This window comes from Streptomyces sp. NPDC051976, assembly GCF_040680795.1.
In the GTDB taxonomy this organism is placed as follows: Bacteria; Actinomycetota; Actinomycetes; order Streptomycetales; family Streptomycetaceae; genus Actinacidiphila.
Window position 1 is genome coordinate 44,269 of the sequence record NZ_JBFAXL010000045.1, and the last position, 13,682, is coordinate 57,950.

11 protein-coding genes are annotated in these 13,682 nt (G+C 71.6%); 5 read left to right on the forward strand and 6 right to left on the reverse strand.

What is annotated here, in order from left to right:
- The first annotated feature begins 26 nt into the window (after positions 1–26).
- Together AB0M29_RS33090 and AB0M29_RS33095 are read left to right on the forward strand one after the other, a co-directional pair.
- A complete protein-coding gene (locus AB0M29_RS33090) occupies positions 27–1,055 on the forward strand; it encodes a 6-phosphofructokinase (protein WP_365389486.1) in 1,029 nt (342 codons plus the stop codon).
- Positions 1,056–1,232: 177 nt separating this feature from the next.
- Positions 1,233–1,874 carry a hypothetical protein gene (locus AB0M29_RS33095; protein WP_365389488.1) on the forward strand — a complete coding sequence of 214 codons (642 nt, stop codon included), beginning with the start codon at positions 1,233–1,235 and terminating at the stop codon, positions 1,872–1,874.
- On the opposite strand, the gene AB0M29_RS33100 is transcribed toward AB0M29_RS33095, so the two are convergent.
- Positions 1,858–3,810 carry an anthranilate synthase family protein gene (locus AB0M29_RS33100; RefSeq protein ID WP_365389491.1) on the reverse strand — a complete coding sequence of 651 codons (1,953 nt, stop codon included), beginning with the start codon at positions 3,808–3,810 and terminating at the stop codon, positions 1,858–1,860. The genes AB0M29_RS33095 and AB0M29_RS33100 overlap by 17 nt on opposite strands.
- A gap of 194 nt (positions 3,811–4,004) precedes the next feature.
- Positions 4,005–6,851 carry an N-acetylmuramoyl-L-alanine amidase gene (locus AB0M29_RS33105; RefSeq protein ID WP_365389494.1) on the reverse strand — a complete coding sequence of 949 codons (2,847 nt, stop codon included), beginning with the start codon at positions 6,849–6,851 and terminating at the stop codon, positions 4,005–4,007.
- A gap of 200 nt (positions 6,852–7,051) precedes the next feature.
- On the opposite strand from AB0M29_RS33105, the gene AB0M29_RS33110 reads away from it, so the two are divergent.
- Positions 7,052–8,401 carry a class II 3-deoxy-7-phosphoheptulonate synthase gene (locus AB0M29_RS33110; RefSeq protein WP_365389497.1) on the forward strand — a complete coding sequence of 450 codons (1,350 nt, stop codon included), beginning with the start codon at positions 7,052–7,054 and terminating at the stop codon, positions 8,399–8,401.
- 156 nt (positions 8,402–8,557) lie between these two features.
- Complete coding sequence (locus tag AB0M29_RS33115) at positions 8,558–8,869, forward strand: (2Fe-2S)-binding protein (protein ID WP_365389555.1); 312 nt, start codon at positions 8,558–8,560, stop codon at positions 8,867–8,869.
- A gap of 2 nt (positions 8,870–8,871) precedes the next feature.
- Here AB0M29_RS33115 and bfr read toward each other — a convergent pair whose 3' ends face one another.
- Positions 8,872–9,351 (reverse strand): bacterioferritin, encoded by a 480-nt coding sequence (bfr, locus tag AB0M29_RS33120; protein WP_365389499.1) that lies wholly within the window; start codon positions 9,349–9,351, stop codon positions 8,872–8,874.
- Between the two features lie 160 nt (positions 9,352–9,511).
- Between bfr and AB0M29_RS33125 the strand changes: the two genes are divergently transcribed.
- Entirely contained in the window at positions 9,512–10,126 is a 615-nt protein-coding gene (locus tag AB0M29_RS33125) for a sulfite oxidase-like oxidoreductase (RefSeq protein WP_365389501.1), read from the forward strand.
- A 48-nt stretch (positions 10,127–10,174) separates the two neighbouring features.
- Here AB0M29_RS33125 and AB0M29_RS33130 read toward each other — a convergent pair whose 3' ends face one another.
- The 3 genes from AB0M29_RS33130 to pknB are packed head-to-tail and all read right to left on the reverse strand — an operon-like array spanning position 10,175 to position 13,670.
- Positions 10,175–10,717, reverse strand: a complete 543-nt coding sequence (locus AB0M29_RS33130; RefSeq protein WP_365389504.1) for a DUF4396 domain-containing protein — start codon at positions 10,715–10,717, stop codon at positions 10,175–10,177.
- 45 nt (positions 10,718–10,762) lie between these two features.
- Complete coding sequence (locus AB0M29_RS33135; protein WP_365389506.1) at positions 10,763–11,695, reverse strand: deoxyribonuclease IV; 933 nt, start codon at positions 11,693–11,695, stop codon at positions 10,763–10,765.
- Positions 11,696–11,699: 4 nt separating this feature from the next.
- On the reverse strand, positions 11,700–13,670 hold the full coding sequence (pknB, locus tag AB0M29_RS33140; RefSeq protein WP_365389509.1) for a Stk1 family PASTA domain-containing Ser/Thr kinase: 1,971 nt from the start codon (positions 13,668–13,670) through the stop codon (positions 11,700–11,702).
- Positions 13,671–13,682 lie beyond the last annotated feature (12 nt).

Here is a 13,682-nt window from a genome sequence, read left to right on the forward strand (position 1 = left end):
CTTGCTTGTGACGAAGGGAGAAAACCATGCGGGTCGGAGTTCTGACCGGCGGCGGTGACTGCCCAGGTCTCAACGCGGTCATCCGTGGCATCGTCCGTAAAGGCGTCCAGGAATACGGGTACGACTTCACCGGCTTCAGGGACGGTTGGCGGGGTCCCCTGGAGGGGGACACCGTGCCGCTCGACATCCCCGCCGTCCGCGGCATCCTGCCCCGCGGCGGCACCATACTCGGCTCCTCGCGCACCAACCCGCTCAAGGTCGAGGGCGGCGTCGCACGCGTCCAGCGCCACCTCGCGGAGGAGGGCGTCGACGCCCTCATCGTGATCGGCGGCGAGGACACCCTCGGTGTGGCCGCCACCCTCCACCGGGAGCACGGCGTCAACGTCATCGGCGTCCCCAAGACCATCGACAACGACCTGTCCGCCACCGACTACACCTTCGGCTTCGACACCGCCGTCAACATCGCCACCGAGGCCATCGACCGCCTCCACACCACCGCCGAGTCCCACATGCGGGTCCTGGTGGTGGAGGTCATGGGCCGCCACGCGGGCTGGATAGCCCTGCACTCCGGCCTCGCGGGCGGCGCCAACGCGATCCTCATCCCGGAGCAGCGCTTCGACCTCGACCAGGTCTGCGCCTGGGTGGAGAGCCGCTTCAAGATCCGCTACGCGCCGATCGTGGTGGTCGCCGAGGGCGCGATGCCGCGCGACGGCGACATGGTGCTCAAGGACGGCACGCTGGACTCCTTCGGCCATGTACGACTCTCCGGGGTCGGGGAGTGGCTGGCCGACCAGATCGAGAAGCGCACCGGCAAGGAGGCCCGGACCACCGTTCTCGGCCATGTCCAGCGCGGCGGCACCCCCAGCGCCTTCGACCGCTGGCTGGCCACCCGCTTCGGCCTGCACGCCATCGACGCGGTCCGCGACGGGGACTTCGGCACGATGGTCGCGCTGCGCGGCACCGACATCGTCCGGGTACCGATCGGCGACGCCACCGCCCGCATCAAGACGGTCGACCCGTCGCTCTACGAGGAAGCCGGCGTCTTCTTCGGCTGACACCGGGCGACCCCCGACACGTCACCGAAACGTCCCTTGGCAGCCCCTTGACCGACAGCGCTTGCCGCGAACGATCTCCCCGACCTACCATCCCTCCACCCGGTAGGGAATGGTCGATCGACCAACCCCGGTCCGGCCGCTTCGTTTCCCCCTTTGAGCACATGAGGAGCGCCCGGTATGACGGGTGTGGCGAGCGGGCGCGTGGCGCCCGTACTGGCGGTCGCCGGCGGCACCGCGTCAGGCAAGTCAACCCTTGCCGACGCGCTGGCGCTGCACCACCCCGAGGCCGTCGGCCTCATCCATCTCGACGACTTCTACGTCCCCGCGCACGACCCCGTGCGCGGGGTCAGGACGCTGAGCGCCAGCGGCGCCGAGACGCTGGACTGGAACCATCCCGGGTCCATCGACGAGAGCGCGGTGAGCGCCGCCGTCGACGCCATGGCGGGCAGCGGCAGGCACCGGCTGGTCGTCGTCGAGGGCCTGTTCGCGCTCACCCTGCCCGCGGTGGCCGCCCGCGCCACCTGGCGGGTGTACGTGGACACCCCCGACGACATCCGGCTGGCCCGCAAGATCCTCCGCAAGATCGAGGTACAGCGCCAGGACCCCCGGCTGTCCCTGCTCAACTACCTGCAGACCGGGCGGGAGCGGCATGCCGCGCATGTCGCCCCCTCCCGGTCGCTGGCCGATCTCGTGGTCGACGGCACCGCCGACGAGTACGCGATGATCGCCGCGGTGACGATGCTGATCGGCCCCGTACTGGCGGAGCCGGTACGCACCGAGCCGGTGCTGGACGCCTCCCAGTTCAGCGAGACGGCGTGAGCACACCCGCCAGCAGCTCCGCCGCGAGCGCGGTGCCGTTGAGGGTCAGCACCGACTCCGGGTGGAACTGCACGCCCGCGAAACCGGGGCCGCGCATCGCGTGGATGTCCCCGGTCAGCGGGTCCCGGCTCAGCTCCACCTGGTGCATGGCCAGTTCCTCCGCCGCGGTGTCGTCGCAGCGCGCGGTGAAGGTGTTGTAGAAGCCGACCGTCTCCGCGCGGCCGAAGAAGTCGATCCGCTCCTGCGCGCCCTGCGCGGGATCGGTCTTGCGCACGATGTCCAGGCCCAGCTCGGCGGCGAGCAGTTCGTTGCCGAGGCACACCCCGAGCAGCCCGTGCCGGTGCCCGGCCACCAGTTCGGCGGCGAGCCTGCGCAGGAACCGCATCTTGGGGTCGGCGGTGTCCGACGGGTCGCCGGGGCCGGGGCCCAGCACCACGGGGCCCTGGTGCCCGAGTGCGGTCTCCCGCAGCCCCGGGGCGTCGTAGCGGGTCACCGTCACCGCCAGCCCCGACGAGCGCAGCACGTGCGCCAGCATCGCGGTGAAGGTGTCCTCGCCGTCGACCACCAGCGCGTGCCGCCCCGCCAGCGGCCCGTCCGGCGCCTGCGGCAGCTCGGTCCGCATCCGCAGCCAGAACGGCGCCAGGCTGCCGCGCCGCGCGTCCAGCGCCGCCCGGACCCGGATGTCGTCGGCGAGCCGCGGCCGCGGCCCGGCCGGCGGCCGCGCGGGTGCGGGCCGCACCCCCAGCGCGGTCAGCACACCGGCCGCCTTGGCGTGCGTCTCGGCGACCTCCGCGCGCGGCTCCGAGTGCCGCACCAGGGTGGCGCCGACCGGCACCTTCAACTCGCCGCCGGGCGAGATGTCCGCCGTACGGATCAGGATCGGCGAGTCCAGCGTCTGCGCGCCGCCCGCGTCCCGGCCGAGCAGCGCCAGCGCGCCCGCGTAGTAGCCGCGCCCCGAACCGCCGGGCCCCGCGGGCTCGTAGCGCTCGATGACCCGGCAGGCGTTCTGCACCGGGGAGCCGGTCACCGTGGCGGCGAACATCGTCTCGCGCAGCACGTCCCGCACGTCCATGGTGGAGCGCCCGCGCAGCTCGTACTCGGTGTGCGCCAGGTGTGCCATCTCCTTGAGCCGCGGACCGACCACCACCCCGCCGAGGTCGCCGACGGTGCACATCATCTTCAGCTCCTCGTCGACGACCATCGTCAGCTCCTCCACCTCCTTCGGGTCGTGCAGGAACTCCAGCAGCCCCTCGGCCGACGGCCCTTCGGCCGGGTAGCGGTACGTGCCGCTGATCGGGTTCATCACGACCGTGCCCCCGGACATCCGCACATGCACCTCGGGGCTGGCGCCGACCAGCGTCCGCTCCGGGGTGTGCACCACGAAGGTCCAGTACGCGCCCCGCTCGCCGCGCAGCAGCCGCCCGAACAGCGCCAGCGCGGCGTCCGGGCCGTACCCCGGCACCGCGCCCCGGAAGGTGCGCCGGATCACGAAGTTGGCGCCCTCGCCGCGCCCGATCTCGTCCTCGATCACCCGCTCCACGATGCCCGCGTAGGTGTCGTCGTCCACGTCGAACGCGCCGCCCTCGACGGTGACCTCGCGGTCGGGCAGCGCGGCCAGCAGATCGGCCAGCGGCAGCGCGTACGACTCCTCGGGGCGCAGCACGGCCAGCGGGGTGCCGTCGTCGCGGACGTCGAAGCCGCGCTCGCGGATCTGCCGGAACGGCACCAGGGCGAGCGCGTCGGTGGTGGCGGTGCCGGTGGCCGGGGCGCCGGTCGGCAGCGGGATGTCGGTCAGCCGGCCGACGGCGCCGACCGGTCCGATCAGGACCTCGACGACGTCCTCGGCATGGCCCGGCGTCCTGCGGTGCAGCAGGGCGAACGGCGGGCAGCCGGGGGCGAGCAGACGCTCGACGAGGAGCTGGGGCGTGAGATGCACGGCGGTCCTTCCAAGGGTGGTCGGAAGGGGCGGCCGGGCGGGAAACGCCGAAGGCCGCCCCTGGGGGCGGCCTTCGCGAGGTTTCGTACGCGCGATCAGTGGGCCGCCGGAGGGACGGTCCACCACCAGTTCTGGTTCATGGTGCGGGTCTGCGCGAACATGGCGCCGACCCTAGCGCATACGCCTGTGGTGTGTCAGACGAGTGCGTTGTAGATCTGCCATCCGGTGCCGACCTGGGTCCTGGCCGAGTACGGCGTGGTGGCGCTGCCAGTGCCCTTGTAGACCCACAGCTTGCCGCTGGTGTCCCTGGCGACCAGGTCCCCCTTGCCGTCACCGCTGAGGTCGCTCACCCCGACGATGCTGTTGTAGATCTGCCACCCGGTGCCGATCTTGACCCGGGGCGCGAACGGCGCCGTGGCGCTGCCGGTGCCCGAGTAGAGGTACAGCGCCCCGCTGGTGTCCCTGGCCATCAGGTCCGCCTTGCCGTCCCCCGTGAAGTCACCGAGGCTGACGAGGGTGTTGTAGCCCTGCCAGCCGCCTCCTATACGAAGGCGCGCCGCGAAGGGCGCCGTGGTGCTGCCGGTGCCCTGGTAGAGCCACAGCACGCCGGAGGCGTCCCGGGCGATCAGGTCGGGCTTGCCGTCCCCGGTGACGTCCCGGACGCCGGACAGGTTGTTGTAGATCTGCCAGCCCCCGCCGACCTTCACCCGCGCCTGGAACGGCGCCGACGGCTTCCCGCTGCCCTTGTAGTACCAGAGCGAGCCCGAGGTGTCCCTGGCCACCATGTCGCCGACCGCGTCGGCCCGCAGCGCGGTCATCGCGGTCACCGCGTTGTAGCCCTGCCAGCCCGCGCCCACCCGGAAGCGGGTGTAGAACGGCGTCGTGGCGCTGCCGGTGCCCTGGTACTGCCACAGCACGCCCGAGGAGTCCCGGCCGAGCAGGTCGTACCGGGTGGCCCCGGAGTCCGGCGCCGTGGTGCCGATCTGCTGTACGTCGCCGGCACGCACCCAGGCGAGCCGGTGGTTGTAGCGGATCGGGTAGAAGACGTTGCTGCTGCCGCTCACCAGGGTGCGGTCGCCGGGCGTGGTACCGGCGTACGTTCCGCCGTAGTAGTAGTCGCCGGCGGCCTCGGGACCGGCCTGCGCGTACGCCTGCCCCGCGGCGATGGTGTACTTCGTCAGCGAGGTGTCGTTGTCCGTCTGCACCGGCACGTTCGTCCCGGTGTACGCGGCCTGTTCCGGGTAGGCGCGCCCGTAGACCGGGATGGTGCCCGACTTCGGGGTCAGCACCATCTGGCCGGTCACCGGCGCGGTCCACTGGCCGCCCGGGTTGTGGAACCAGACCTTCTTGCCGCCGTACCAGATCGCCGTCCAGTCGGTCTGCACCCCGGCGACCACGTACTCGCCGCCCGCGACCAGCTTGTTCGACCAGTTGGAGCCGTCGCTCCAGGCCGGAGTGCCGAGGTAGGGGTCGGTGGGCAGCGCCGCCGTCGTGGAGGGCGAGGTGTACAGGTAGACGAAGTTCGCCGGGTGGGCCGGCTCCGTGGTGCCCGCACTGGTGATCTTCGGCTGGTTGTCCGTGGTGAACGGCGGGACGATCCGCACCAGCTCACCGGTCTTCACCGGGCCGCCCGCGTTGCCGACGCCGGTGGGGGCGCCGAGCAGCGACATGTAGTGGTTCCAGTCGAAGTACGGTCCCGGGTCCCAGTGCTGCGTCTTGACGTTGCCGTCGAGGACGCCGGGCACCTCGTCGTGGCCGATGATGTGCTCGCGGTCCAGCGGGATGTGGTACGTGGCGGCCAGGGACTTCACCAGGGTGGCCGAGGACTCGTACTCCGGCTCGCCGACCCAGCCCGCCTGGATGGCGTAGCCCTCGTGCTCGATGCCGATCGAGTGCATGTTGATCGTCTTGTTGGCCGCGTGCCAGGACTCGTCCTTCGTCTGCACCATCTGCGTCACGCGGCCGTCCTGGGCGATGACGTAGTGGGCGCTGGCGCTGGCCGAGGCGTTCTGGAACTCCTGGATCGCTCCCGCGAAGCTGCCCTCGGTGTCGTGGATGATGATGTAGCGGATGTCCTCCGCGCCCGCCGCGGGCGGCCCGGGCACCCGGTTCGCCGGGTTGTAGTTCCCGAGGATGGTCGGCGGCTTGCTCGTGTCCGGGCCGAAGGCGGCCGGGACGAAGTTGCACTTCAGCACGGCAGGGCACTCAGGAGCGGGGGTGGCCGCCGTCGTCGCGGGGGCCGCGGTGGTGGTCGCCGCCAGTGGCACCTTCGCGGGCTTGACGGGCGTGACCGACGGGTCGGCCGCCAGCGTCACGGCCTGGCCCTCCGCGGTGACCCGGCTCTCGCCGGTCCGCACCGAGTCGAAGACCCGCTGGGCGAACTGCTCGGCCCCGGCGGCGGACGGCGACTGGCTGTAGCGGGCGACACCCGCGTACCACTGGCCCGCGTCGGAGGGCAGCGAGCCGACGGCCGCCTTCTCGTACTGCGCCAGCAGCGCGGCGCCCGCGCGCACGCTCTGCCGCGCGTCGTTCTTCACCTCGTCGGCGGAGGCGTCGATCAGCTTCGCCGCCGCGTCCAGGGTGTGCAGCCGCGGGTCGGAGGTGTCGACCTTCGCCACGGCGGTCTTGAGGGCGCGGGCGGCGTCGAAGTGCTTGGTGACCGCCGGGTCACCGCTGAGGTTCATCTCGGCGAGCCGCTGGTCCGCGGTCGGCTGCACCACGTCGGCGGCCGTGACCTGCGTGAGGCCCATCACGTTGTAGTTGCCGGTGGTGCTCGGCCGGCCGCCGTGCGAGTCCCACAGCGTCTGGTGGTACGCGACCGCCATCAGCACGTTCTTCGGCACCTGGAACTCGGCGGCCGCGGCCGAGAAGTCGTCCTGCAGGGCGGTGGCGGACGCCCCGCCGCCGTTCTTGGCGTCGCCCGTGCCGCCCGACGACGTCGTCGCCAGCGCGATCGTGCCGTAGGTGGCGGCGGTGGCCAGTGCGAGGCCGGCGGCTCCGTAGGCGATCACTGATTTCTTGCGGCGGTGTCTGCTTGTCACGCGCAGTTCCTCTAGCCTTCCGGCACGCGGATCCGCGCGCGCCCTCCCCGGAAGTGACCGCTGGGATTGGCGATCACCAGTGAAACGCGCGTGAGGCTACCAGTTGGCATAGTCCAATTCACGGTTGGGCGGAACCTCGGCACGTCTCACCCACTGGGCGGGTCGAAAACGGGTCGACATGACCCCGTAATGTTGGATCCGTGACCGTGAACGCAGATATCCACGCCGGTGACAACACCTGGCACTCTCTTCCCGCGGCGCAGCAGCCGGAGTGGCCCGACGCCGAGGCTCTGCGCGAGGTAGTCGCGGACCTCACGTCGTATCCGCCGCTCGTCTTCGCGGGCGAGTGCGACCAGTTGCGCAACCGGCTGGCCTCCGTGGCCAAGGGTGAGGCGTTCCTGCTCCAGGGCGGCGACTGCGCCGAGGCGTTCGACGCCGTCGGCGCGGACCAGATCCGCAACAAGCTCAAGACGCTCCTGCAGATGGGAGCGGTGCTCACCTACGCGGCCTCGGTGCCGGTGGTGAAGGTCGGCCGGATCGCCGGGCAGTACTCCAAGCCGCGCTCCAAGCCCACCGAGACCCGTGACGGCGTCACTCTGCCGACCTACCGCGGCGACTCCGTCAACGGCTTCGAATTCACTCCAGAGGCCCGCATCCCGGACCCCGAACGGCTCAAGCGGATGTACCACGCGTCCGCCTCGACGCTGAACCTGGTGCGCGCCTTCACCACCGGCGGCTACGCGGACCTGCGGCAGGTGCACGCCTGGAACCAGGACTTCGTGAAGTCCTCGCCGTCCGGGCAGCGCTACGAGCAGCTCGCCCGCGAGATCGACAACGCGCTGAACTTCATGAAGGCGTGCGGCACCGACCCGGCCGAGTTCCGCACGGTCGAGTTCTACGCCTCCCACGAGGCGCTGCTGCTGGACTACGAGACGGCGCTGACCCGTACCGACTCGCGCACCGGGCACCTGTACGACGTGTCCGGCCACATGGTGTGGATCGGCGAGCGCACCCGGCAGCTCGACGGGGCGCACATCGAGTTCGCCTCCCGGATCCGCAACCCGCTGGGCGTGAAGCTCGGCCCCGGCACCACGCCGGAGGAGGCGCTCAGCTACGTGGAGCGGCTCGACCCGGAGCGCGAGCCCGGCCGGCTCACCTTCATCGTGCGGATGGGCGCGGACAAGGTGCGCGACAAGCTGCCGACGCTGGTGGAGAAGGTCACCGCGTCCGGCGCGCAGGTCGCCTGGGTCTGCGACCCGATGCACGGCAACACCTTCGAGGCGGCCTCCGGCCACAAGACGCGGCGCTTCGACGACGTGCTCGACGAGGTCAAGGGCTTCTTCGAGGTGCACCACGGCCTCGGCACCCACCCGGGCGGCATCCATGTGGAGCTGACCGGCGACGACGTCACCGAGTGCGTGGGCGGCGGCGACGAGATCTTCGTCGACGACCTGCACCAGCGCTACGAGACGGCCTGCGACCCCCGGCTGAACCGCAGCCAGTCGCTGGACCTGGCGTTCCTGGTGGCGGAGATGTACCGGGGCCAGTAGGGCCACGAGCGGCACGGCGAGGGGCGCGGATCACACCGATCCGCGCCCCTCGCCGCTTTTCTCCGCTCACGCCGCCGGGTAAGGTAAGGATTACCTCAGCACAGAGGGGCCACCCGTCAGGGGGCTCCCGCCCGGTCCGGAACGGTGGTGACCCGCGTGTACGTCTGCTCCTGCTTCGGCATCACCGAACAGCAGGTCAAGCAGCACGCTGACGACGGCCGCTGCACCCCCCGCCAGATAGCCTCCGCCTGCAAGGCGGGCACCGACTGCGGCTCCTGCGTCAAGCGGATCCAGAGCCTGCTGGGGCGCGGCACCGAGTGCACCACGCGCACCAGGCTCGCCCCCACCCTGGCGGCGGCGGAGACGGTCACCGCGTCGGTGACCGCGATGCAGTCCGCCGCACCCGCCCCCGAGGAGCCCGCCGCCCCCGCCGATCCGGCGGCCCCGGCCGCCGCGCGGGCCGCCTGAGGTCAGGACTCGGGCTGCTCGATGAGCTGCGCGATGTAGAGCGGCTCTCCCAGCTTCTCGATCAGTTCGAGCTGCGTGTCCAGGTAGTCGATGTGGTGCTCCTCGTCGGCGAGGATCGACTCGAAGATGTTGGCCGAGGTGATGTCGCCCTTGCTCCGCATGACCTCGACACCGCGCCGCAGCCGGTCGATCGCCTCGACCTCCACCTGACGGTCGGCCTGGAACATCTCGGTGACCGTCTGGCCGACGCGGACGTGGAAGAGCCGCTGGTAGTTCGGCAGGCCGTCCAGGAAGAGGATGCGGTCGGTCAGGATCTCCGCGTGCTTCATCTCGTCGAACGACTCCGACCGGGTGTACTTGGCGAGCTTCACCCAGCCGAAGTTCTCCTGCATCTTCGCGTGCAGGAAGTACTGGTTGATCGCCGTCAGTTCAGCGGTCAGCTGTTCGTTGAGGAACTCGATGACCTCGGGGTCGCCCTGCATGGCAACGCCGCCTTCCCAATCGGACCGACACAATGGGCGCATCCTCGCACCGGGGCCCCGCGCGATCCAGTAAGCGGAGGCTTACGTTCTGTTGTCCGGCTTGTCCGGAATGGGGTGAGCGGGGTCAGAAGCACCACGTCCGGTCTGTCACCATGGACTCATGGGTCAGTCCGAGCACCGCATGGGGGAGCTTCCCCCGGGGCAGCGGATTCAGCGGGGCTGGCCGGTCACGCACTACGGTCCCGTGCCGCGCTTCAAGCCGGACCGCTGGGAGTTCCGGGTCTTCGGGGCCACCGCCGACGGCGGGATGACCTGCTGGAACCACGAGGAGTTCTCGGCCCTGCCGTACGCCACGGTCATCGCCGACTTCCACTGCGTCACCAAGTTCTCGATGCTCGGCATCGAGTGGGGCGGGGTGTCCGCCGCGACCGTGCTGAAGCTCGCGCCGCCCGCGCCCGACGTCACGCATGTCATGGTCTGGGCCGAGTACGGCTTCAGCTCCAATCTGCGGATCGAGGACTTCCTCGACGACAAGTCGATTTTCGCCACCCACAAGGGCGGTGAACCCCTCACCGTCGAGCACGGCTTCCCGGTGCGCTTCGTCGTCCCCCGGCTCTACGCCTGGAAGGGCCCCAAGTGGGTGCGCGGCGTGGAGTACATGACCGCCGACCGCCGCGGCTTCTGGGAGGAGCGCGGCTACCACAACATCGGCGACCCCTGGACCGAACAGCGCTACTCCTACCAGGAGGAGCCGGGCGACGGCCCGGAGCTGTAGCGCCCCGGGCCGCCGCCCGGCCCTGTCCTCGTCCCCGCCGCGGCCTCGTCAGTGGAACTGGTGCACCACCGCGTGGCCCTTGCCGCGGCCGATCAGCCACTTGTTGACCGGCGTGGTGACCGAGAAGGCCACCACGAAGGAGAGCGCCAGGCTCACCCAGAACAGGGCGTCGGACAGCGTCGCGTCCATGGCGCCGGGGAAGACCAGGATCGTGCCGTTGTCGGCCAGCTCCATGAAGATGATCGAGACGGTGTCGGCGGCCAGCGCCACCCCGAACGCGGCCCGCAGGTCGAGACCGGCCCGCAGGACACCGCGCATGGTGAGCGAGTAGCCGAAGACGAAGGCCAGCACGATCGCCAGCACCATGGTGGCCAGGTTCCCCCAGCCGAACGCGGTGCCGATCAGCATGCCGAGCACCTCGCCGATGGCGCACCCGGTGAGGCAGTGCAGGGTGGCCAGCGCGGCCATCGTCCAGGTGGAGCCGTGGGCGGTGTGCTGCCCGTGGCCCGTGTGGTCATGGGCGCCGTGCTGGTGCCCGTGCGCGCCGTGTTCGTGAGCCGTGTGCTCGGGCGCGGTGTGTTCGTAACTCATCTCGTGTCCCCCGTCCTGGGAAGGCCGCAGTGCCTTGCAGGAGGGTTAACCACATACCCCCGGGGGGTATTCCCCGTCGCGCATGTCCTGGAGGAGTTTCACGTCCGTGGCGTGCCCCTCGGGGCCGCCGGGGGTCTCGATGACCAGCGGCACGCCCTGGGTCGAGGGGTGCCGCAGCAGCGCGCGGAACGGCTCGGCGCCCAGATGCCCGGCGCCGATGTTCACATGCCGGTCCTTGCGCGCGCCGCACACGTCCTTGCTGTCGTTGGCGTGCACCAGCCGCAGCCGCCCGTCGCCTGCCGTCGCCGTCAGCTCGTCCAGCAGCGCGTCCATGCCGCCGGGCGCCGCCATGTCGTGCCCGGCGGCGAAGGCGTGGCAGGTGTCCAGGCAGACGCCCAGCCGCGGGTGGCGGTCGAGCGCGTCCATGTACGGGCCCAGGTCCTCGGCCAGCGAGCACAGCGAGAAGCCCTGGCCCGCCGTCGGCTCCAGCAGCAGCCACGGGTCGTCGTCGTGCGTCAGCTCGTCCAGCAGCGGCCGCATCCGCTCCCGTACCTGCGCCAGCGCCTCCGAGCGCGGCCGCCCACCGGTCGCCGAGCCGGTGTGCACCACCACGCCCAGCGCGCCGATCGCCCGCGCCCGGCGCAGCGAGTGCCGCAGCGAGTCCACCGAGCGGTCCACGGTGGCCTCGGTGTGCGAGCCGAAGTTGATCAGATACGGCGCGTGGACGTAGCTCGGGATGGCCAGTTCCGCGCAGCGTGCCCGGAACTCCTCGTCCTGTGCCGGGTTTCCCGGCGGCGTCGCCCAGCCGCGCGGATTGGCGGCGAAGACCTGGACGGTCTCGGCGCCGATCCGCGCCGCGTAGCCGAGGCCGGTGGCGGCCAGACCACCGGCCACCGGCACATGGCTGCCGACGGGGTTGCGCGGGCCTGACAGGTGCGGGCCGGACGGGTGCGGGCCCGTGTGGTGCGGGTCGGGCATCCGGTCAGCGCACCCAGAGCGTGATCGTGGCGCCCTTCGGCGCCTGGCCGCCGCCGTCCGGCGACTGGCTGAAGACGGTGTCGCCGAAGAACAGGTTGATCACCCGTACCTCGAACCCGGCCGCCTGCAGGATCTGCTTGGCGTCGCCCGAGCTCTTGCCCTTCACGTCGGGCACGTCGAAGACCTGCTGCCCCTTGGAGACGGTGATCGTCACGGTGTCGCCGGTCCCGGCCTGGGTGCCCTTGTCGGGGGACTCCAGCGCGACGGTGTCCTTGTCCGCCTCGTCGGAGAAGACCTTGTCCGGCGCCAGCACCACCACCAGACCCGCGTCCTGCAGTGCCTGCTGGGCGTCGGTGACCGAGTCGCCGATCACGTCCGGCACCTCGACCGGCGCGCCGCGCGAGACGGTGAGCGCGACCGCGCTGTCCGGCGCGCGCTCGGTGCCGCCCGCCGGGTCGGTCGAGATCACCTGGCCCTTGGGCACCTCGCTGGAGAACGCCTGCTGGACGTTGCCCGGCACCAGACCGGCGTCCTTCAGCTCCTGCTGGGCCAGGGACAGCGCCCTGCCGTGCACGTCCGGCACCCGTACCCGCTGCGGGCCGCGGGAGACGGTCAGGGTGACCGTGCCGTTGCTGCGGACCCGCTCACCGGGGGCGGGGTCGGTGGAGATCACCTGGCCGCGCGGCACGGTGAGCGAGAAGTCCTTGGCCACCTTGGTACGCAGTCCCGCCGAGTCGAGCTTCTTCTGCGCGTCGGCCTGCGGCAGCGCCAGGACGCCGGGCACCTTGGTGAACTGCCCGTCGCTGACGTACCAGACGCCCGCGCCGATGCCGGCGAGCGCGAGCAGCACCAGCAGCACGGCCAGCGGCCCGCGGCGGCTCGGGCCGCCCGCCTCCCGGCGACGGCGGCTGCCGCGTCCCGGCGGCGACGGCGGCGGCTCGTCCGGCAGCGGCGGCGGCAGCATCAGCCTGCTCGTCCGGTTCAGCGGGTCACCCGCGGGCACCGGCTCCGCGATCGCCGTCACCGGGCGCCGTACGACACTGGTCGGGTCCTCGGAACCGGCGCCGGTCAGCGCGCCGATGGTGTCCGCGGGCTCGGCCGGCGACGGCTCGCTGTCGAGCTGCTCCACGGTCAGCCCGGCGCGCGCGTCCCGCACCTCGGCCAGCAGTTGGACGGCGTCGTCCGGCCTGCCCCGCGGGTCGCGGGCGGTGGCCCGGGCGACCACCGCGTCGAGACCCGGCGCGATCCCCGCGACGGCGGCCGACGGCGGGGGCACGTCCTCGTGGATGTGCTGGAACATCACCTGTACGGGAGTGGCGCCGTCGTACGGCTTGCGGCCGGTCAGCATCTCGTAGAAGACCATGCCGCAGGCGTAGACGTCGGTGCGCTGGTCGACCGTGCCGTGCCCGATCTGCTCGGGCGCCAGGTACGACACGGTGCCCAGCAGCGAGCCCGTCTCGGCGCTGGTCTGCGTGTCCACCGCCCGGACCAGGCCGAAGTCGGCGACCTTCACCCGGCCGTCGTCGCCGATGAGGACGTTCTCCGGCTTCATGTCGCGGTGGATCAGCCCGGCGCGGTGCGCGGCGCCGAGCGCCGCCAGCACCGGCTCCAGGATGTCCAGGGCGGCCCTGGGCTGCAGCGCGCCCCGCTCGCGCAGGACGTCGCGCAGGGTGCAGCCCGCCACATACTCCATGGCGAGGTACACATAGGTGCCGTCGGTGCCCTGGTCGAACATCGCGACGACGTTCGGGTGCGCCAGCTTGGCCACGGACTTCGCCTCGCGGATGAAGCGCTCCACGAAAGCGGTGTCCGAGGCGAGGGCCGGGTGCATCACCTTGAGGGCGAGCACCCGGTCCAGCCGGGTGTCCACGGCCCGGTAGACCGTGGCCATCCCCCCGACGGCGATGCGCGCCTCGACCCGGTATCGGTTGTCGAGCGTCTGCCCGACGAGCGGGTCCTGCACGGTCGTGTCCACGGTCGCCGATTC